The sequence below is a fragment of the Comamonas sp. 7D-2 genome, from assembly GCF_022749555.1.
In the GTDB taxonomy this organism is placed as follows: domain Bacteria; phylum Pseudomonadota; class Gammaproteobacteria; order Burkholderiales; family Burkholderiaceae_C; genus Comamonas; species Comamonas thiooxydans.
Genome location: NZ_CP094238.1, coordinates 241,945 through 261,133, shown reverse-complemented (window position 1 = coordinate 261,133; position 19,189 = coordinate 241,945). Strand labels below are relative to the sequence as shown.

The 19,189-nt window shown below is 66.3% G+C and carries 17 protein-coding genes; 6 read left to right on the top strand and 11 right to left on the bottom strand.

Translation table 11 applies throughout. From position 1 onward, the window contains the following. Positions 1-27 precede the first annotated feature (27 nt). The 8 genes from MPZ60_RS01125 to MPZ60_RS01090 all read right to left on the bottom strand — a co-directional run bounded on the left by MPZ60_RS01125 (position 28) and on the right by MPZ60_RS01090 (position 8,869). Positions 28-885 carry an SDR family NAD(P)-dependent oxidoreductase gene (locus MPZ60_RS01125; protein WP_034351472.1) on the bottom strand — a complete coding sequence of 286 codons (858 nt, stop codon included), beginning with the start codon at positions 883-885 and terminating at the stop codon, positions 28-30. 71 nt (positions 886-956) lie between these two features. After that, positions 957-1,829, bottom strand: coding sequence for a CoA ester lyase (locus MPZ60_RS01120; protein WP_034351470.1), 873 nt, complete (start codon positions 1,827-1,829; stop codon positions 957-959). Between the two features lie 22 nt (positions 1,830-1,851). Next, on the bottom strand, positions 1,852-2,850 hold the full coding sequence (locus MPZ60_RS01115) for a tripartite tricarboxylate transporter substrate binding protein BugD (protein ID WP_034351468.1): 999 nt from the start codon (positions 2,848-2,850) through the stop codon (positions 1,852-1,854). A gap of 91 nt (positions 2,851-2,941) precedes the next feature. Further along, entirely contained in the window at positions 2,942-4,306 is a 1,365-nt protein-coding gene (locus MPZ60_RS01110; protein ID WP_034351467.1) for an MmgE/PrpD family protein, read from the bottom strand. Positions 4,307-4,340: 34 nt separating this feature from the next. After that, the gene (locus MPZ60_RS01105; protein WP_034351609.1) at positions 4,341-5,537 is read right to left on the bottom strand and encodes a CaiB/BaiF CoA-transferase family protein; all 1,197 of its coding nucleotides are present in this window, start codon (positions 5,535-5,537) and stop codon (positions 4,341-4,343) included. A 177-nt stretch (positions 5,538-5,714) separates the two neighbouring features. Then, positions 5,715-6,881: an acyl-CoA dehydrogenase family protein gene (locus MPZ60_RS01100; RefSeq protein ID WP_034351465.1), complete on the bottom strand. Its 1,167-nt coding sequence runs from the start codon at positions 6,879-6,881 to the stop codon at positions 5,715-5,717. A 61-nt stretch (positions 6,882-6,942) separates the two neighbouring features. After that, positions 6,943-7,833 (bottom strand): MaoC family dehydratase N-terminal domain-containing protein, encoded by an 891-nt coding sequence (locus MPZ60_RS01095; RefSeq protein ID WP_034351463.1) that lies wholly within the window; start codon positions 7,831-7,833, stop codon positions 6,943-6,945. A 22-nt stretch (positions 7,834-7,855) separates the two neighbouring features. Further along, complete coding sequence (locus MPZ60_RS01090; protein ID WP_034351461.1) at positions 7,856-8,869, bottom strand: tripartite tricarboxylate transporter substrate binding protein; 1,014 nt, start codon at positions 8,867-8,869, stop codon at positions 7,856-7,858. A 134-nt stretch (positions 8,870-9,003) separates the two neighbouring features. Here MPZ60_RS01090 and MPZ60_RS01085 point away from each other — a divergent pair, with 134 nt between their 5' ends. After that, complete coding sequence (locus MPZ60_RS01085; protein WP_034351458.1) at positions 9,004-9,933, top strand: LysR substrate-binding domain-containing protein; 930 nt, start codon at positions 9,004-9,006, stop codon at positions 9,931-9,933. Here MPZ60_RS01085 and MPZ60_RS01080 read toward each other — a convergent pair. Further along, positions 9,930-10,574: a Crp/Fnr family transcriptional regulator gene (locus tag MPZ60_RS01080; protein ID WP_012836701.1), complete on the bottom strand. Its 645-nt coding sequence runs from the start codon at positions 10,572-10,574 to the stop codon at positions 9,930-9,932. The genes MPZ60_RS01085 and MPZ60_RS01080 overlap by 4 nt on opposite strands. A gap of 191 nt (positions 10,575-10,765) precedes the next feature. Between MPZ60_RS01080 and MPZ60_RS01075 the strand changes: the two genes are divergently transcribed. The 4 genes from MPZ60_RS01075 to MPZ60_RS01060 are packed head-to-tail and all read left to right on the top strand — an operon-like array spanning position 10,766 to position 15,734. After that, entirely contained in the window at positions 10,766-11,704 is a 939-nt protein-coding gene (locus MPZ60_RS01075; RefSeq protein WP_034351455.1) for a 3-keto-5-aminohexanoate cleavage protein, read from the top strand. Positions 11,705-11,752: 48 nt separating this feature from the next. Continuing rightward, positions 11,753-12,961 (top strand): ABC transporter substrate-binding protein, encoded by a 1,209-nt coding sequence (locus MPZ60_RS01070; protein ID WP_012836699.1) that lies wholly within the window; start codon positions 11,753-11,755, stop codon positions 12,959-12,961. After that, a complete protein-coding gene (locus MPZ60_RS01065) occupies positions 12,958-13,905 on the top strand; it encodes a 3-hydroxyacyl-CoA dehydrogenase NAD-binding domain-containing protein (protein WP_034351454.1) in 948 nt (315 codons plus the stop codon). The genes MPZ60_RS01070 and MPZ60_RS01065 overlap by 4 nt, the downstream gene beginning before the upstream one ends. A gap of 20 nt (positions 13,906-13,925) precedes the next feature. Further along, positions 13,926-15,734 (top strand): feruloyl-CoA synthase, encoded by a 1,809-nt coding sequence (locus tag MPZ60_RS01060; protein ID WP_034351453.1) that lies wholly within the window; start codon positions 13,926-13,928, stop codon positions 15,732-15,734. Between the two features lie 131 nt (positions 15,735-15,865). Here the strand turns inward: MPZ60_RS01060 and MPZ60_RS01055 are convergent, their stop codons facing one another. Both MPZ60_RS01055 and MPZ60_RS01050 read right to left on the bottom strand, forming a co-directional pair. Next, positions 15,866-16,933, bottom strand: coding sequence for a nitronate monooxygenase family protein (locus MPZ60_RS01055; protein WP_034351452.1), 1,068 nt, complete (start codon positions 16,931-16,933; stop codon positions 15,866-15,868). Positions 16,934-16,967: 34 nt separating this feature from the next. Then, positions 16,968-18,146, bottom strand: coding sequence for a YbfB/YjiJ family MFS transporter (locus MPZ60_RS01050; protein WP_034351451.1), 1,179 nt, complete (start codon positions 18,144-18,146; stop codon positions 16,968-16,970). 110 nt (positions 18,147-18,256) lie between these two features. Here MPZ60_RS01050 and MPZ60_RS01045 point away from each other — a divergent pair, with 110 nt between their 5' ends. Beyond that, positions 18,257-19,186 (top strand): LysR substrate-binding domain-containing protein, encoded by a 930-nt coding sequence (locus tag MPZ60_RS01045; protein WP_034351607.1) that lies wholly within the window; start codon positions 18,257-18,259, stop codon positions 19,184-19,186. The last annotated feature ends 3 nt before the right edge of the window (positions 19,187-19,189 follow it).

Here is a 19,189-nt window from a genome sequence, read left to right as displayed (position 1 = left end):
GCTCTTGCGTGCAGTCAGTGCACCGACCTATTCGACCACCACCGGACTGAACTCCGGTGGCGCGCCGAAGTAGGCGCGCGGCGACGCAGGCTGCGCGCCATCGATATCCTGCACGCCGTACTCGCTGGCCAGCTCGGCCGTATAGAACACGCCGCCGGAGCGCTTTTCCAGGCAGTCGGCATCGCCATGCAAGGCCAGTACCACCCGACCTATGAATTGCGGCGTTTCGGCGCTGTCGAAGCTGTCGCCGTATTTGTCGGGTTCGGCCGCGCAGACGCGTTCGGAACGTTCGGTCCTGACCAGTCCGGGCCAGAGCGAGACCACGCTCACGCCGGCAGGCTTGAAATCGTGGGCCATGTCGAAGCTCATCTTGTCCGTGCCGGCCTTGCCCGCGCCATAAGCCGGCCCATGCATATAGCAGCGGCTGCCTGCCGACGAGATATTGACCACCAGGCCGCGCGCCGCGATCAGCAGGCCGGCCGCGCAATGACTGGCCACGTAGGTGGAACGCAGACCCACATCGAGCAGCCCGGTCATCTCCAGCGGCTTCTGCCAGAAGGGGCCGGGTACGGTCAACGGATCGGGAATCGCAATCGCACAATTGACCAAAATATCGAGCCGGCCATGCTCGCGGCGCACGCGCTCGAACAGCGCCGCTACCTGGCCATCATCGCCATGATCACAGGCCACGGCAATGCCCTGGCCGCCGGCAGCCGTCACATCGGCGGCCGTCCTGCCCACCGTGCCGGGCAAGGGCGAGTCGCCCTCCTTCACACTGCGCCCGGTGACATAGACGGTGGCCCCCGACGCGCCCAGCGCCAGCGCCACTCCCCGACCCACGCCACGGCTGGCCCCCGTCACCACACATACCAAAGCCTGGTTCATGCTCTTTCCTTTGTGTCTTGAAGCAGAATGAATCTGGAGCAAACCACGGCACCCGGCAACGTCCGATAAGACTATGTATTGCGATGCATGCGCTGCAGAGCCCAGGCGTGGCGGGCCAGTGTCTGCTGCGCCATATGGAGCACGGGCGCATCGACCATGCGGCCGTCCAGAACGCAGACACCGCCGCCGGCCTCGGCCAGTGCCTGGCGCAGGCGCTGCGCCTGGGTCACTGCAGCGGTGTCGGGGTCGAAGACAGCGTGCAGCGGCTGCACCTGGGCCGGGTGAATGCACAGCTTGCCGCCAAAGCCCATGCGCCTGGCGCGCGTCGCGTCCAGTGCCAGGCGCTCGGGGTTGAACATGTCTACGGTCACGCCGTCCACGACCGCGCCAATGCCGGCGCGGCGCGAGGCCAGGACCAGGGCCATGCGCACGGGCAGCAGCTCCTCTTCGTCCTGGCCGCAGGCCATGCCTGCATCGACCTGGAAGTCCAGATGGCCGAAGGCCAGCCGCACCACCTGAGGAGCGGCAGCCAGAGCAGCAGCGGCGTCCAGTCCGGCCACGCTCTCGATCAGAGGCAGCAAGGCCGCCTGCGCTCCAGCAGCCCGGGCCACCGCATGCAGGGTCTGGGCACGCTCTGCCTTGGAAACCACTGCACCGGCCACGCCCATCTCCACCAGTTGCGCCAGCGCACGCAGGTCCTCGGCATGCCAGGGTGTTCCTTCCGCGTTGATGCGCACCAGCAGGCGTGCGCGCTGCGCGCCTTCCAGCGCTTCCACGGCCTGGGCCAGCGCCTGGCGCGCGCCCTCCTTGTCGGCCGGTGCCACGGCGTCCTCCCAGTCGGCGATCACCATGTCGGCACCGCTGCCCATGGCCTTTCCAAGGCGCTCGGGGCGCGTGGCAGGAATGAAAAGAAAGGAGGTGGCCTGTCGTGCCAGATCGTGCATGCGTATGTCCTTGCGGGAGTGCTTATTCGGCCGAGACGCCGGCCGCCTTGATGACCTTGTCCCAGCGCGCGACCTCGGCCTGCAGGTGGGTGCGCAGGCCTTCGGGCGTGGCCTTCTCAGGCGTCACCAGGTCAGAGCTGAGTTCGGCAATTCGCTTCTTGACGTTCTCGTCCTTGATGGCCACGTTCAGCGCCTTGTTGATGGCCATGACCACCTCCCTGGGCGTACCCTTGGGCGCGTACATGCCGTGCCAGACCTTGACGTCAAAGCCCTTGAGGCCCTGCTCGTCCAGCGTCGGAATGCTGGGCAGGGACGACAGACGCTTGGGCGTGGTCACGCCGAAGACCTTTGCTCGCTGGCCGTCCTTGATCACGGGCACGGTCTGGGTGGTCTGGTCGCACAGCAAGTCCACCTGACCGCCCATGAGGTCGTTCATGGCCGGGCCCGCGCCCTTGTAGGGCACGGTGGTGAGCTTGACGCCCGCCTGGTGCATGAACAGCATGCCGCACAACTGGGACACGGCACCGATGCCAGCATTGGCCAGAGAGACCTTGTCCTGGTTCTTCCTCACGTAGTCCAGCAGCTCGGCGAAGTTGCTGGCCGGGAAGTCCTTGCGCGACAGCAGGGTCATGGGGACGTCCAGCACCTGACCGATGTACTCGAAGTCCTTGAGCGGGTCGTAGGGCAGCTTTTTGTACAGCGCCGGCGCCGTGGCCATGCCCATGTGGTGGATGAGGATGGTGTAGCCGTCCGCCTTGGCCTTGGCTACGCGGGCCGGTGCGATGGTGCCGCCCGCTCCCACGGTGTTTTCCACCAGCACGCTCTGGCCCAGCACCTGTCCCATGGGGATGGCCAGCAGGCGCGCCACCACGTCGGTAGGTCCGCCCGCACTGTAGGGAACGACAAGGACAACCGGCTTCTCCGGCCAGGAACTGGCTTGGGCGCCGGCGCATGCCGCCAGCGCGCAGGCGGCGGCCGCTGCGTGAACAAGGCGGCGGCGGAAAGGGTTTGTGCTTTGCATGGTTTGTCTCCTGTGCACTTTGGTGGAAGCGGGAGGCGCTCTGTGACGGAGCCTTTCCCTTGGATCCGCCGGCCGGGGCCGGCGGGAAAACTCAGTCCAACAGGCGCTGCACGCGCGGCCATTGCGCGACCTGCCACAGCCTTGCCACCGCTGCCTGGGCGCGCTCGGCGGGCACATGGCCGCCATAGGCAATCAGCCGCAGCGCCTTGGCCGTGATTTCCTCGCGCGACAGCGTGTTGCCGGGGTCGCCCTTGGGTTCGTCGACACGGCCCTTGAGCAAACGGCCATCCGTGGTCTGCACGCTGACCTTGCCTATCCAGCGTCGGGGATAGGCCGCGTCGACCTCGGCATCAAGCTCCATGCTCACCTTGTCGCGCAGCTCCACGGTTTCCTGTGCCAGATAGTCGCGGTCGAACTCCGTCAGCCCCGCATGACCGTGACGCGCCGCCAGCGCCAGCACGGTGCCCATGGAGAACTTGCTCTGGTGCACGGTGCTCGGCCTGACCACGGGGCCCAGTACATCGATGGCGCCCTGGTGCACATGGCAGGTGACCTGGGCCAGGTCGGCGGGGATCAGGTCATGGTCCTGCATGACCTGCAGCAGCGCATCGGCGGCCGGGTGGGTGTGGCGGCATGAGGCATGCCATTTGAACGAGGTCTCGGCCGTGGCCCAGCGTGTGCCCAGTCCATCACTGAGCCGTGCCGGGTCGGCATCCGTGGACATGCCTGCAGCCAGTCCCTGCGGCCCCGTGAAGATGTCCTGCGCGCCCGTGAAGCCGTCCTGCGCCAGGAAGGCGGCCGTCAGTCCTGCTGAGGCAGCATGCGCCGTGTGCAGCTGCTTGCTGTCGGCGCCTGTGCGCAGAAACTCCCACAGCCCCGCCGACTGCGTGCCGGCCGAGCCGAAGGCATGCTGCATCTGCTCGGGTGTCAGCTTGAGCAGACGACCCACGGCGGCAGCCGCCGCCAGCGTGCCTGCCGTGGCCGTAGTGTGGAAGATGCGGTAGTGGCTGCGGCCCAGAAACTCGCCCACCCGGATGCCGACTTCATAGCCGGCCACACAGGCCTGCATAAGCTCGACGCCGCTGGCACCAAGGCTCTGCGCCACCGCCAGCGCGGGCGGGAAGACCACGGCCGCAGGGTGGAACACCGAGCCGTTGTGCACATCGTCCTGCTCGGCCACATGCGAAGCAGCGGCGTTGGCCTGGGCCGCCATCAGCGGTGAGCTGGTTGCGGCACTGCCCAGTATCTCGCAGGGGCCCGCGGCCGGCCCCTGGGACAGAGCAAAGCGCGTGATGCTCTGCACGGGGCGCGCGTTCTGGCCTGCGAGAGCGGAGCCGAACCAGTCCACCCACAGATCCTCGGCGCGGCGCTGCACCTGCAGCGGGACACCCTCCCAGCACAGCGTGGCCGCGAACCGGGCCAGCGGATGAATGCTCACTTGGGTCTCGTTCTTCATGGAATCACTCCCGCGCATACGCTGCGCACAGCTTTCACAGAGTTGCTTCTTCGGCGTACAGAGCACGGATGCGCTCGGCCGACCAGCCCAGCTCGGCCAGGATGGCCGCACTGTGCTCGCCTACGGAGGGCACAGCCTCCATGCGGTAGTCAAAGGCGCTGTTGGCACCGGGCGGCAGCAGTGCCTGCACCGGCCCGGCCGGCGTTCCCACACTGCACCAGCGCTGGCGTGCGGCCAGCTGCGGATGGGCCCACAGACCCGCCATGTCGTTGACTCGCGCATTGGCAATGCCTGCCGCGTCCAGCCGCTGCACGACCTGGGCCGCATCCAGCGCGTTGAACACATCCAGAATCAGCGCTCGCAGCTCCTCGCGGTTGGCGTTGCGCTGCGCATTGCTGTCGAAACGAGCATCACTGGCCAGCGCAGGCTGCAGCAGCACCTGCTCGCAGAAAAGCTTCCATTCGCGCTCGTTCTGCAGGCCCAGCATCACCGTGCCGCCGTCGCCTGCCTCGAAGGGGCCATAGGGGTAGATGCTGGCATGCGATGCGCCCGTGCGCGGCGGCGGCGGCGCGCCGTCCCAGGCGTAGTACATGGGGTAACCCATCCACTCGCCCAGCGCCTCCAGCATGGAGACGTCGATATGGCTGCCCTCGCCCGTACGGCCTCGCAGCAGCAGGGCCGAAAGAATATTGGTGTAGGCGTACATCCCGGCCGCGATGTCGGCCACCGAGATGCCGGCCTTGGACGGAACCTGCTCCGTGCCCGTGACCGAGAGAAACCCCGCCTCGCTCTGGATCAGCAGGTCGTAGGCCTTCTTGTCGCGGTAGGGACCGTCGGCGCCATAGCCGCTGATGTCGCAGACGATGAGCCTGGGGTTGTGGGCCTTCAGCACCTCCCAGGACAGACCCATGCGCGCGGCCGCGCCGGGCGCCAGGTTCTGCACCAGCACGTCGGCGCCTTCGAGCAGTTGCATCAGAGCCTCCAGTGCGTCGGGCCGCTTGAGATCGAGCGCCAGGCTTTGCTTGCTGCGGTTGATCCAGGTGAAGTGCGAGGACTGGCCGTTGACGCGCTGGTCGTAGCCACGCGCAAAGTCGCCCGCACCGGGTCGCTCCACCTTGATCACGCGCGCACCCAGATCGGCGAGCTGGCGGGTGCAGAAAGGCGCAGCCACCGCATGTTCCAGCGAAACGACGGTGATGCCGTCGAGGGGGCGAAGACTATGTTTTTTCATCTTGGAAATCCATTGCACTTTGGCGAAACTCACGACCCGAACAACTGGCGCGCTCAAAGCCAGGGTCAGCAAGCAAGGGCCTGGGCCGGCCGCACCGCCCCGCAGCGGGCTGTCGCCGGCCGCCCGTATGCCCCCTTTCAGGGGGAAGGCGCGAAGCGACTCAGGGGGTCTTCCATTTCAAAACGAACGTGGCAGACCCAGCAGGTGCTCGGCCACATAGGAATAGATCAGGTTGGTGGAGATCGGCGCCACCTGATAGAGGCGGGTTTCGCGGAACTTGCGCTCCACGTCGTACTCGCAGGCAAAGCCGAAGCCACCGTGGAACTGGATGCAGGCATTGGCGGCCTCCCAGCTGGCCTTGGCCGCAAGATACTTGGCCATATTGGCCTGAGCGCCCATGGACTCTCGCGCGTCGAACAGTTCGCAGGCCTTCCAGCGCATGAGATTGGCAGCCTCGACCTCGATGAAGGCATCGGCGATCGGGAACTGCACGCCCTGGTTCTGGCCGATGGGACGGCCGAACACCTGGCGGTCCTTCACGTAATTCGTCACACGGTCCAGGAACCAGTAGCCGTCGCCTATGCACTCGGCCGCGATCAGCGTGCGCTCGGCGTTCAGGCCGTCGAGGATGTACTTGAAGCCCTTTCCTTCCTCGCCAATCAGGTTCTCCTCGGGAATTTCCAGATCCTCGAAGAACAGCTCGTTGGTCTCGTGGTTGACCATATTGAGGATGGGGCGCACGGTCATTCCCTTCTTCTCGGCCTCGCGCAGATCGACCATGAAGATGGACATGCCCTCGCTTTTCTTCTTCACTTCTGCCAGCGGCGTGGTGCGCGCCAGCAAGATCATGAAGTCGCTGTGCTGGATGCGGCTGATCCAGACCTTCTGGCCGTTGATCACATAGCGCCCGTCCTTTTTCACGGCGCTAGTCTTGATCTTGGTGGTGTCCGTGCCCGTGGTGGGCTCTGTGACACCCATGGACTGCAGCCGCCATTCGCCCGAGGCGATGCGCGGCAGGTATTTCTCCTTCTGCGCAGGCGAGCCATGGCGCAGCAGTGTGCCCATGTTGTACATCTGGCCGTGGCAGGCGCCCGAGTTGCCGCCGCAGCGGTTGATTTCCTCCATGATGACGCTGGCCTCGGTCAGGCCCAGGCCGCTGCCGCCGTACTCCTGCGGAATCAGCGCGGCCAGCCAGCCTGCCTGCGTGAGCGCGTTGACGAAGGCTTCGGGGTAGACGCGCTGCTCGTCGATCTTGCGGAAATACTCGTCGGGAAACTCCGCACACAGCGCACGGATGGCATCGCGGATCTCATGGTGGTTGTTGGAGCTGGTGTGTTCGATCATTTCAAGCCTTCTGGCGACAAACGCTTGTCCAGCAAGCGCTATCAGCTATGGGTTTCAGTCTTCAAGCCACTGTGGCCGTGGCCTGCATGGTCAGAAGCCCTTCGTGGTCCTGCGCCCACAGGTCGATGGTCCTGCCGTCCTCGCGCGGCTTTCCGTGCACGCTGAAAGGATGCAGGTCGAAGGTCGGTCGCAAGGCCTTGAAGTCGAACGCGACCACCCTGGCGCCCTGCACCTGGCGGCGCAGCAGATCGAGCAGCAGCATGGCAATCAGCGGACCATGCACGATCAGGCCCGGGTAGCCCTCGACCTGGGTCACGTACCGGCGGTCGTAGTGGATGCGGTGGCCGTTGAAGGTCAGCGCCGAGTAGCGAAACAGCAGAACGTCATCGGGCACGATGGTGCGCGACCAGGCAGCCTGGCCCGCGAGCGGCGGCTGCTGCGGTGGCGGCACCGGGTCGCCGCGCCTTGCAGCGGCCCGGTAGACGATGTCGTGCTCTTCAGTCAGCGCCAGACCGTCCTGGTTCGAGAACCGGTGTTCCACCAGCACGAACAGCAACTCGCCCGAGCGTCCGGTCTTGTGCTGCACGCTGCGGATGGTGGAGACGCGCTGCACTTGCTGCCCCACACGCAGCGGATTGCCCGCTTCCCAGCGCAGCCGCCCGCCCGCCCACATGCGGCGCGGCAGCGGCACGGGCGGCAGGAAGCCGCCGCGCCGGGGATGCCCGTCGGGGCCGATCTCGCTCTGGCGCGCATGCGGCAGGAAATACAGCCAGTGCCACAGCGGCGCCACCGGCGTACCGTGTGCGGGAGCAGGGTCATCCCGGTCCAGCGTGGCCGACAGGGCACTCAGCGGGGCGGCGGTGATGATGTCTGACATGGTCTCGCTGCGCTCCTGCCAAGACTGGAGCTTGGTCAGCGCGGCTGCGTCGATCTGGACAGTGTTCGGGTGCATGGATGGAAGTGCTGGAAGAGATTCAGTTCACCGTGGCGCCGGAGGTCTTCACGATATGCGCCCATTTGGCGATGTCCTGCTTGAGGACGGCAGCCAGCTCGTCGGGCGTGACTTGACGCTCTGGCGTGCCCGCAAGCTCCACGCCCTGGGCCTGCAACTGGGCGCGCATGTCCTTGTCCGCCATGGCCTGCTGCATGCCTTCGCGCAGCCGGCTCATCACCGCAGGCGGCAGGCCGCGTGGCGCGAACAGGGCAATCCACAGCGTGCCGTTGTAGCCGGGCACGAACTCACCCAGCGAGGGCACGTCGGGCAGCAAGGGCGAGCGCGCTGCACTGCTGACCGCCAGTGCCCGCAGCTTGCCCGACTTGATGTACTGCAGCGTGGACGGCAGGCTGCCGAACAGCAGCGGCAGCTGCCCGCCCAGCACATCGTTAAGTGCCGGCGCCACGCCCTTGTAGGGGACATGCTGCAGCTGCACGCCGGCCATCTGGTTAAGCATCTCGCCCAGCAGGTGGTTGAGCGTACCGTTGCCTGCCGATGCATATTGCAATTCACCGGGCTTGGACCTGGCCAGGGCCAGCAGCTCGGGAACAGTCCGGGCAGGAAATGATGGATGGGCCAGCAGCACATTGGGCACGGCGCCGATCATGCTCACCGGCGTGAAGTCGCCCACCGGATCGAAGCCCGGCGACTTGTAGAGTGCGGGATTGATGGCCTGGCTGCTGCTGATGGTCATCAGCAATGTATGGCCGTCCCTGGCGGCCTTGGCCACGGCCTGGGTACCGATGTTGCCACCCGCACCGGGACGGTTCTCGACCACCGTGCCCACGGACAGCTTCTCGCCCAGTTTCTGCGCCACGATACGGCCCACGATGTCATTGGTTCCGCCCGCTGCCTGGGGCACCACCAGCACGATGGGGCGGGCGGGATAGGAGGTCTGCGCCCAGGTCGGCAGGCCCAGAGTCAGCAGGGCGCCGGCGCAGAGGCTGCGGCGCGATACCGCTGGAGTGGAGGGCGGGGCTGATCGGACTGGCACGGCGACTGTCTCCTCTTTTGGGGTTGATAGCCCTATGCTCGCTGGCGCCAGCTCTGTGCACAATCTCTGATATTGGAATCAAGCCTTTTGTTTTTCCGAAGCCTTGACTTGATTGGTATAAACCATGAGCCGCCATGCAATTCGATCTCAAGGATTTAAGACTCTTTGTTTTGATAGCACAGACAGGAAGCCTGACAAGGGCTTCTGAACAATCTCACCTATCGCTTGCAGCCACCAGCGCACGTGTCAAGGCACTGGAGGAGCAGGCCGGCATGCCTTTGCTGATACGAGAGGCTAGAGGGGTAAAACTGTCGGCACCCGGCGAGGCCTTTTTGCACCATGCGCGCGCCATGCTGCAGCATTCGCAGCAATTGCAAGCCGACCTGCAGGAGTACGGCGCGGGCCTGCGCGGCCATGTGCGCGTATTCGCCAACACCACGGCCGTGACGGAGTTCATGCCCGACATACTTGCGGCCTACCTCACCCAGCACCCGCACATCAGCGTGGATCTGCAGGAGCACCCCAATGCCGGCATTGCCGCCGACATCCGCGACGGCCGCGCCGACCTGGGCATCGTGGCTGGCGAGGTGGACACGCACGGCCTGCGCGTGCTGCATTTCAGCACCGACCGGCTGGTGCTGGTGACCCCCGACACAGCGCGCTGGGCGGACATGAGCAGCGTGGCCTTTGCCGATGTGCTGCACGAGCGCTTTGTGGGCATGCACCGCGGCAGCACGCTGCAGACCTTTCTGGAGCGGCTGAGCCAGCAACTGGGCACCACGCTGAAGCTGCGCATACAGTTGTCCAGCTTCGACTCGATGTGCCGCATGGTCGCGGCAGGCGTGGGCGTGGCCGTGGTTCCCGAGACCGTGGCCCAGCGCTACCGCGGCCTGCCGCGCGTCTGCCGCGTGCCGCTGACCGACGCCTGGGCAGTGCGCCCCCGCTATATGTTGGTGCGCGAGGAGCAGCAGGTATCGGCCCAGCTGCAGGAACTGATGGACGCCATCGCTGCCTACCATGAGCACGGCGAGAGCAACGTGACGCAGAGCGAATCTGGCCGCTAGAACGACGCAGCTGCGAGCACGCGTGATCGCAGCCGCGGCAGGTCGATGACGGTGATGCCGCCGTATTCGATCTCTATCTGGCCGGCCGCCGCCAGGCGCCGCAGCGCTGCGTTGCAGCGCTGGCGCGACAGGCCAGAGAGGTTGGCGATCTCCTCCTGGGACACCCGCAGGCGCGGGTCGCTTCCCGGATGCAGCCAGGGGTGGAACAGGCCTACCAGTGCACGCGCCACCTGACTGTCGGTATCGAGCAGATGGTGGGCCGCAAAGTTGCCCAGGAACCAGTGCATGCGCTCGTTGATCTGACGCAGCAAAAAGGCTTCGAAGCTGCGCTCGCTGCCGCGCAGCCATTCAAAGACCTCGGCAGGCATCAAGGCCACGCGGCTGTCTCGCAGAGCGATCACGTCCGCCGTGCGCGCCACTCCGCGCAGCACCGTTCCCTCGCCGAACCAGCTGCCCACCGACAGACCTCCCAGCGTGACCGAGCGGCCGTCGGCACTGCTCACCGACCATTTGAGCAGCCCTTCGATGGCGCCATACCAGTGTCGGGGCGCATCGCCCATGCGGCACAGTGCAGTGCCCGCGGGCAGGTCCACCTCGCGCATCTCGGCACGCACGCGTTCGCGCACGGCAACGTCGAGCACGGGAAACCAGGCCGAGCCGGAGAGCAGTTCGTCGAGGGTGGGACGGGCCGCGGCCGTTGAGCGGTGATGGCGGGCGATGGTGAAGCTCCTTGCGTACTTACCCCGAGGTCAAATGTCATCGCAACGACTGATTCGTGCAGGGGTGAAAAAAATAATAGCTGACGACCCAACCCCACGCATCAGGAGACGCCATGAGCAAGCGCAAGGTGATCGTGACCATTGCCCCCACGGGCGGCATGGCCCACAAATCGCAGAACCCCCATCTCCCTACCCAGCCGGACGAGATCGCCGAGGACGTGGTGCGCTGCTGCAATGCGGGCGCCAGCGTGGCCGCCATCCATGCGCGCCGCCCCGACGACGGCGCCACCTGCAATGCCGACATCTACCGCGACATCAACACCCGCATCCGCGCTGCGGGCTGCGACATCGTGATCAACAACTCCACGGGTGGTGGCGTGCACGGCGACATGGTGCGCGAGCTGCAGGGCGGGCGCTGGGAAATCGCCTGGGAGGAACGCATCAAGGGCATGGACGCAGGCGCCGAGATGTGCACGCTGGATGCGACCACGCTGAACCTGAGCTTCGGCGGGCGCGAGATCCTCATGGACACGCCGCTGTCCCGGGGCCGCGAGCTGGCCGTAGGCATGAAGGCACGCGGCATCAAGCCAGAGTGGGAAGTCTTCGCACACACCCATATCCTGCAGGACGTGACCACGCTGATCGAGGAAGACCACGATGCCGCACCGCACTTCATCAACCTGGTGATGAACGTCCACCGCAACTTCCAGAACGCCATGCCGTTCTCGCCGCGCTATCTGCAGCAGATGGTGGACGTTCTGCCCGCCAACAGCATCTTCTGCGTCAGCGGCATCGGCCCCTCACAGCTGGAGGCCAATGTGGCTGCGCTGCTGCTGGGCGGCCATGCGCGTGTGGGCCTGGAGGACAACCTCTACTACCGCCAGGGCGAGCTGGCCACCAATGTGCAGCTGACGGAGCGCATCGTGCGCCTGATCCGCGAGCTCGACATGGAGCCCGCCACACCCGAGGAAGCGCGTCAGATCATGGGGCTGCAACGCGGCGGCATGCCGCTGCCCGCGTTCGCGCCCGCCGCCATGGCACAGGCTGCCTGAGCAGCACACGACGCAGCACAGTTCGCACAACAACGAGGAGACAGCATCATGAACTTCACATGCAAGGCCCTGGCCGGCGCCGTGACGCTGGCCGGTGCGGCCACGGCAGCAGCTCAGATTTCGGACGATGTGATACGCATAGGCTTCATCAGCGACATGTCGGGCGTATACCGCGACTACGACGGACCGGCAGGCGCAGAGGCCATACGCATGGCCATCGCCGACATGGGCGGAGCCATCAACGGCAAGAAGATCGAGCTTGTGGCGGCCGACCACCAGAACAAGGCTGATATCGCCGCAGCCAAGGCGCGCCAATGGTTCGACGTGGAGCGCTTCGACATGCTGATCGGTGGCGTGAACTCGGGCGCAGCCATTGCCATGGCGGGCGTGGCACGCGATAAGCGCAAGCCCTATTTCGTGGTCGGCTCGGGTGCTTCCAGCCTCACCAACGAGCAGTGTTCGCCCTACACGGTCATGTATGCCTACGACACGGTGGCCATGGCGCGCGGAACGGCCAGCGCCGTGCTCAAGAGCGGCGGCAAGCGCTGGTTCTTCGTGACGGCCGACTATGCCTTCGGCAATGCGCTTCAGGCCGATGCCGCCAAAGTGCTCGAAGCCGGCAGCGGCAACGTGGCCGGTGCGGTCAAGCACCCGCTGGGCGCCAGCGACTTCTCGTCCTTCATGCTGCAGGCTCTGGCGGCCAAGCCCGATGTACTGGCCCTGGCCAACGCAGGCGGCGACACGGTCAACGCCATCAAGTCGGCGGCGGAATTCGGGCTGGCGCAGAAGATGAAGCTCGCGGGCATGATCATCACCATTCAGGACGTGCACGCCCTGGGCCTGAAGACAGCACAGGGCATGTATCTGACCGACAGCTGGTACTGGAACCAGAGCCCCGAGGCCAGCGCATGGGCGCGGCGCTTCTTCGACAAGCACAAGCGCATGCCAACCTCATTCCATGCGGGCGACTACTCCGCCACGCTGCAGTACCTCAAGGCCGTGCAGGCCGCGGGCACGGACGATGGCACCAAGGTGATGGAACAGCTCAGGAAGACCCGTTTCAACGACATGTTCGTCAAGGATGGCTGGCTGCGCGCCGACGGCCTGATGGTGCATGACATGCATCTGATGCAGGTGAAGACGCCGGCCGAATCCAGAGAGCCCTGGGACTACTACAAGGTGGTCGAGACCATCCGGGGCGAGGCCGCCTGGACCACACGCGCCGAGACGCGCTGCGCGCAATGGAAGACATCATGAGCGCAGCCGCACCCGTGATACGGCGCGTGGCCGTGGTCGGCACCGGCGTGATCGGTGCCAGTTGGGCAGCGTTCTTCCTGGCGCGCGGCCTGGATGTGACGGCCACCGATCCAGCACCCGGCGCCGAGCAGCGCCTGCGCGAAGCGGTGCAGCGCCACTGGCCGACCATGCAACGCATGGGGCTGGTGGATGGAGCTTCGCTCGAACGCCTGCGCTTCGACGCCGAACTTGAGCGTGCGCTGGACGGCTGCGACTTCGTGCAGGAAAGCGGCCCCGAGCGCGCCGACTTCAAGGCTGACCTCTATGCGCGCATGGACGCGGCCACACCACCCCGGGTACTGCTGGCCAGCAGCAGCTCGGGTCTGCCGGTCAGCGGCATGCAGGCACGCTGCAAGACGCCGCAGCGCGTGGTTCTGGGCCATCCCTTCAATCCGCCGCACCTGATTCCGCTGGTGGAAGTGGGTGGTGGCGATGCCACCTCGCCAGACAGCATCCAGCGCGCCACGGACTTCTACGCAGCGCTGGGCAAGCGCCCCATTCATGTGCGGCGCGAGATCGCTGGCCACATCGCCAACCGCCTGCAGGCCGCGCTGTGGCGCGAGGCTTTTCACCTTGTTGACCAGGGGGTGGCCAGCGTCAGCGACATCGACACGGCCATCGCCCACGGCCCCGGCCTGCGCTGGGCGCTGATGGGGCCATTCATGAACCTGCATCTGTCTGGCGGACAGGGCGGCATGCAGCATCTGCTGGAGCACCTGGGCGGCCCCATCGAAAGCTGGTGGCGCGATCTTGGCAATCCGGCCATGACAGAGGCGCTCAAGGCTCATGTGGTGCAGGGCGTGGCAGAGGCGCGCGGCATGCGCCGCGAGGAGGAGCTGGAGCGCACGCGCGACGAGTTGCTGGCCGACCTGATACGTGCCAAGGCCCAGGGCTCGCTGTTCTGAGCCCACATAAAGGAGCATGCATGCAAGCCATAGACTTCCTGTCCGATCCGCAGCAGGTGGCCCCGCCGCGAAGCCTGCGCATCGATCTCGACGACGGCAGCTTCGTGCTGCGATCGCCCGTGGCGCTCAAGCCCTATGCACGTTGCGTGGGCGAGTGGCTGGAACGCTGGGCGCGCGAGACCCCCGAGGCGCCGGCCCTGGCCGAGCGCACGCCCGACGGCAGCGGCGGCTGGCGCATGCTGAGCTGGGGCGAGCTGCGCGAGGCCGTGGGACGCACGGCCCAGGGGCTGCTGGACCTGGATCTGCCCCCCGGCCCTGTGGTCATCCTGTCGGACAACGCCATCGATCACGCGGTGCTGATGCTGGCCGCCATGCACGTGGGCCGGGCAGCCTGCTCGCTGTCCAGTGCCTACTCGCGCACGGCGCGCGACTTCGGACGGCTGCGCCAGATGCTCCAGGTGCTGCAGCCCGCGCTGATCTACGCATCGGACGCGCGCCTGTACGGACCGGCGCTGGCGGCCTGCGAAACCCGCACGCCCTGCGTCTTCAGCGCACATGCACAGCACTGGCCTGGCGGGCTGGATTTCGAGGCGCTCATGGCCAGACCCGAGACGGCCGCCGTGCGCACCGCCTATGAGGCCATCGCGCCCGACACGCATGCCAAATACCTGCTGACCTCGGGCTCCACAGGCACGCCCAAGGTCGTCATCAACACGCACCGCATGCTGTGCGCCAACCAGCAGCAAATGGCGCAGACCTGGCGCTTCCTGGAGCAGGAAAAGCCCGTGCTCGTGGACTGGCTTCCCTGGAGCCACACCTTCGGCGGCAACCACAACCTGCATCTGGTACTGGCGCACGGCGGCACGCTCTACATCGACGAGGGCCGGCCCGCACCGGGTCTGATCGAGAAGACGGTGCGCAATCTGCGCGAAGTCCGCCCCACGCTGTGGTTCAACGTGCCGCGCGGCTTCGACATGGTGCTGCCGCTGATGGAGGCCGACGACGCGCTGGCGGCGGACATGCTCTCGCGCCTTCGCCTGGCCTTCTACGCAGCTGCGGCGCTGGCCCCCTCGACCTGGAAGCGGCTGGAGGCAGTGGCCCAGCGCGTGCGCCCGGGCCGCCCCCTGTGGCTGACCACGTCCTGGGGCTGCACCGAGACCTCGCCCGCGATCACCTCGGCCCACTGGCAGCTCGACGGCGCAGGCTGCATAGGTGCGCCGCTGCCCGGGCTGGAGCTCAAGTTCGTGCCCAACGGCAACAAGCAGGAAATGCGCGTGAAGGGCGTGTCGGTTTTCCCCGGCTACCGCGACGCACCGCGCGAAACGGCTGCGGCCTTCGACGAGGAAGGTTATTACCGCATCGGCGACGCAGGCTTCGTCGTGGACGAGCAGCGGCCCGAGCGCGGCGTCATCTTCAACGGCCGCGTGGCCGAGGACTTCAAGCTCTCCAGCGGCACCTGGGTCTCGGTGGGAACGCTGCGCGTGGAACTGGTGTCGCGCCTGGCGCCATGGGTACAGGACATCGTCATCGCAGGCCACGACCGCGACGAGCTGGGTCTGCTGGTGTTTGCCACGCCCGCAGGCGCTGCCGCCCCCGAAACCCTGGCACAGGCACTGCGCCGCGTGATGCACGAGCAGCGCGACGCAGGCGCGGGCAGCTCGCAAAGCCCCGGCTGTGCGCTGGTGCTGGCCGATCCGCCGGACGCGGAGGCCGGAGAGATCACCGACAAGGGCTACGTCAACCAGCGCGCGGTGCTGACGCGGCGCGCCGATGCGGTGCGACGTCTGTTCGCTTCAAAGGATGCATCGGTCATTCGCTGCAACAGCTAAAACCATAGCAGTCATCGCGAGTCAGTATTCAAATCTTGGCGTAAACAATCCAGATCTTATGCATTACAAGCGATGACAGCTATCAAATCAGATGGTTGCTCCAGGCGCACAGAATATCCGCTCCAGCCCGCTCAGGCGTGCTCCGCCTGCTCCAGCTCCTGCGCCAGCGTGCGCACGAGCTCGGCCGCTGGCATGGCGCGAGCCAGCGGTGCGCCCTGCCCGGCCCAGTGCGCGGCATAGTCGCTGCTGCCCTGCGCGCTGGCTGCCTGGTGCAGCGCCTTGCCCGCGTCATACACCATGGGATAGGCGGGCAGCGCTCCCGTATAGTCCCGTCCCAGTTGGTGCAGACGGTTGAACATGCCGCGCGCAGGACGCCCGGAAATGGCGGCGGTGATAGCCGTGTGCTGCGCGCTGTCGCCTTGCAGCTCGGCGCGGTAGGCCTGGCTGGCTGCGGATTCGGGGCAGAGGATGAAGGCCGTACCCATCTGTACGGCGCAGGCTCCGAGCTGCAAAGCGGCAGCGATGCCTGCGCCGTCCATGATGCCGCCAGCGGCGACCACGGGCAGGCGGGACTCGCGCGCCAGCAGCCGCACCAGCGCCAAAGTCCCCATCAGTCTGTCCTGCTCGGGCACGAAAGCGCCGCGATGGCCGCCCGCCTCCATGCCCTGGGCCACGATCACATCCACCCCGGCCTGCTCGATCTGGCGCGCCTCGTCGAGACTGGTGGCACAGGCCAGCGTGGTGATGCCGGCGGCGCGCAAGGCATCGACAAAGCTCTGCTCCGGCAGGCCGAAATGAAAGCTCACCACGGCAGGGCGCAGCTCCAGCAGCATGGCCTGCAACCGCGCATTGCCCAGCGCTGACTCGTAGATGCAGCGCAGGCCAGACGGCACGGACGCGCCGTAGCGCTCGAACTCCGGCGCCAGATAGCGCAGCCACTGCGCTTCGCGCTCGGCATCTGCTACCGGCGCACGATGACAGAAGAGGTTGACGTTGAAGGGGCGATCGGTCAGCGCACGCGTCTGCTCGATGTGCTGGCGCGCCTGCTCAAGGCCGTAGGCGCCTATGCCGACCGAACCCAGGGCGTATGCATTGCTCACGGCAGCCGCCAGTTGCGGGGTCGAGGTCCCGGCCATCGGGGCCTGAATGATGGGATGCTGCAGACCCAGGCCTGTCATCCACAAAGGTAGTTTGCTCATCGTGCGTCTCCCGGTTGTCACTTCTCGATCCTGATCATTGCGCAGTGCGGGCCAGGCGGCTTGAGGCCACCAGTAGCGCGCCCAGCCCCAGCGCCGCGCAGCCCAGCACGAACAGTTGGCGATAGCTGCCGCTGCTGGCGTAGACGAATGCCATCAGATAGCCGGAGCTGGCCTGCAACAGCGCAAATGCCGCCGTGGCGTAGCCCCACATTTTCTTGTGCTGGCCGGGGCCGATCAGCTGCATCAGATAGCCCGATGTGATGGCTGCCATGCCCGGCGACAGCGCCCCCACCAGAAAGCCCGACAGCGCATGGCCGCCGAAACCGGCCCAGGCCAGCGGCAGGCCGATGGCCACGGCCTTGAGGGCATAGGCGCCCGTGGTCGTACCCCACCAGCCCCAGCGCGTGGCACAGTAGGCCGCACACAGCGGCCCGACCATCGCGCCAAGCCCGAAGAATGCCCATTGCGTCGAGGCATAGGCGCCGCCCAGCTGCAGCTCGCGATCCAGGTAGTCCACCCAGAACACGGTGTGCGGCACAAAGCCGAAGGCGTCGCAGGCATAGGCGACCAGCACCAGAATCACCGCCAGGCTCCACGGCGTTGTGCTGGAGGCTGCGACCGCCGTGGGCTGGATAGCCACCGGTGCATGCAGCGGGATCTGGCGCGCAGCATGCCAGCCGCTATAAAGCGCCAGCGCAGACAGCGCCGTCAACGCCCACCAGACGGCGCTCAGGCTGCTGCGCGCAAACATGGGCACCAGCGTGGCGGCCAGCAAGGCGCCCACGCCAATGCCGCAGAACATCAGCGGGCCCAGCGTGGCACGGCGCTGCGGCGCTGCTGCAGCCATGGCCACCGACGGGCCCAGCACCATCAGCGCGGCACCGGCAATGCCCGAGACCAGCCGCCAGACAAAGAACAGGGCCATGGGCTGGGGCAGGCTGCAGCCTGCAAAGCTCAGCATCACGGCCACCCAGCAGATCACCAGCACGCGCAGCGCGCCCATGCGCTCGGCCAGCGGCGCGGCGACCAAAGCCCCGATCAGATAGCCGAGCAGATTGGCGGCCCCCAGATAAGCCACCTGCTCGCCGCTGAACCAGCCCGCATGCACCATCTGCGGCATCAGCGCCGTATAGGCGAAACGAGCCAGGCCGACGCCGCTCAGGGTGGCCATGAAGCCGGTCAACAGCAGGGGAAGTTCTTTGCGTTCGATCACAGCTCGGGTTATGGAGGGAAATTGGCATCAAGCCTAAACGCTGCGACTCGATCATGTCCAATGATTCAAAATGATGACTTGCATCTCAATTCAAGATATTGGAGCCGCATATGCAACTCAAATCCCTGCGCATGTTCGAAGCCGTCTGCGAAAGCGGCAGCTTTGGTGCCGCAGCCCAGCTTCTGCACACCGTGCAATCCAATGTCACGGCCCATATCAAAAAGCTCGAGGACGAAGCAGGCGTGCAGCTGCTGATGCGAGCCAACCCGGTCTTTCCCACTCCGGCCGGACGCACGCTGCTGGAATCTGCGCGGCAGATGCTGCAGTCGCATGACCGGGTGCTGGCCATGCTGCAGGCCCGGCAATTTGCAGCCGGCCAGGTCAAGGGCGCCTTGCGCATAGGTTCGATGGAAACCACGGCCGCACTGCGTCTGCCGCCACTGCTGGCCGAGTTGCGCAGGCAGCATCCGGGTATCGACCTGGAGCTGGACGCCCAGCCCAGCGCCGCATTGCTGATGGAGCTGGCGGCCGGTCACATCGACTGTGCCTTCATCAACGGTGCCGCACCACAAAACGAGCTGCAATCCTGGCCGGTATTTCGTGAAGAGCTGGTGCTGGTCAGCGGACAGCCGCTGACGCGCTTCCCCACCGCAGCAGAGTTCAGCAGCTCCGTGTTTCTGGCCTTTCGCCAGGGCTGCAGCTACCGCCAGCGGATCGAGCTGCTGATGGCCTCCATGGGGGTGACGGCGGTACGCATCATGGAGCTGGGCATGCTGGACACCATCCTCGGCTGCGTGGCTGCCGGCATGGGCTATGCGCTGCTGTCGCGCTCGCTGGTCGAGGCCCAGCAGCAGCGCTTTGGCGTGCATTGGATGACTCTTCCCGGCAGGAGCGGACAGGAGCTGGCCTTTGTCGACACCTGTTTTGTGACCGCTGCCGTACAAGGCTGGTCGCCGGCACTGCATGCATTTGCGCAGGTACTGGGTGTCAATCCGCAGGCCACACGGGCACAGCCCGTGGCGCTGGCTCTTGCCGCCTGAGAG

Bases quoted from the DNA above. Each gene is read 5' to 3' on its own strand.
- MPZ60_RS01125 (WP_034351472.1), bottom strand. From the start codon at position 885: ATGAACCAGGCTTTGGTATGTGTGGTGACGGGGGCCAGCCGTGGCGTG.
- MPZ60_RS01120 (WP_034351470.1), bottom strand. From the start codon at position 1,829: ATGCACGATCTGGCACGACAGGCCACCTCCTTTCTTTTCATTCCTGCC.
- MPZ60_RS01115 (WP_034351468.1), bottom strand. From the start codon at position 2,850: ATGCAAAGCACAAACCCTTTCCGCCGCCGCCTTGTTCACGCAGCGGCC.
- MPZ60_RS01110 (WP_034351467.1), bottom strand. From the start codon at position 4,306: ATGAAGAACGAGACCCAAGTGAGCATTCATCCGCTGGCCCGGTTCGCG.
- MPZ60_RS01105 (WP_034351609.1), bottom strand. From the start codon at position 5,537: ATGAAAAAACATAGTCTTCGCCCCCTCGACGGCATCACCGTCGTTTCG.
- MPZ60_RS01100 (WP_034351465.1), bottom strand. From the start codon at position 6,881: ATGATCGAACACACCAGCTCCAACAACCACCATGAGATCCGCGATGCC.
- MPZ60_RS01095 (WP_034351463.1), bottom strand. From the start codon at position 7,833: ATGCACCCGAACACTGTCCAGATCGACGCAGCCGCGCTGACCAAGCTC.
- MPZ60_RS01085 (WP_034351458.1), top strand. From the start codon at position 9,004: ATGCAATTCGATCTCAAGGATTTAAGACTCTTTGTTTTGATAGCACAG.
- MPZ60_RS01075 (WP_034351455.1), top strand. From the start codon at position 10,766: ATGAGCAAGCGCAAGGTGATCGTGACCATTGCCCCCACGGGCGGCATG.
- MPZ60_RS01070 (WP_012836699.1), top strand. From the start codon at position 11,753: ATGAACTTCACATGCAAGGCCCTGGCCGGCGCCGTGACGCTGGCCGGT.
- MPZ60_RS01065 (WP_034351454.1), top strand. From the start codon at position 12,958: ATGAGCGCAGCCGCACCCGTGATACGGCGCGTGGCCGTGGTCGGCACC.
- MPZ60_RS01060 (WP_034351453.1), top strand. From the start codon at position 13,926: ATGCAAGCCATAGACTTCCTGTCCGATCCGCAGCAGGTGGCCCCGCCG.
- MPZ60_RS01055 (WP_034351452.1), bottom strand. From the start codon at position 16,933: ATGAGCAAACTACCTTTGTGGATGACAGGCCTGGGTCTGCAGCATCCC.
- MPZ60_RS01045 (WP_034351607.1), top strand. From the start codon at position 18,257: ATGCAACTCAAATCCCTGCGCATGTTCGAAGCCGTCTGCGAAAGCGGC.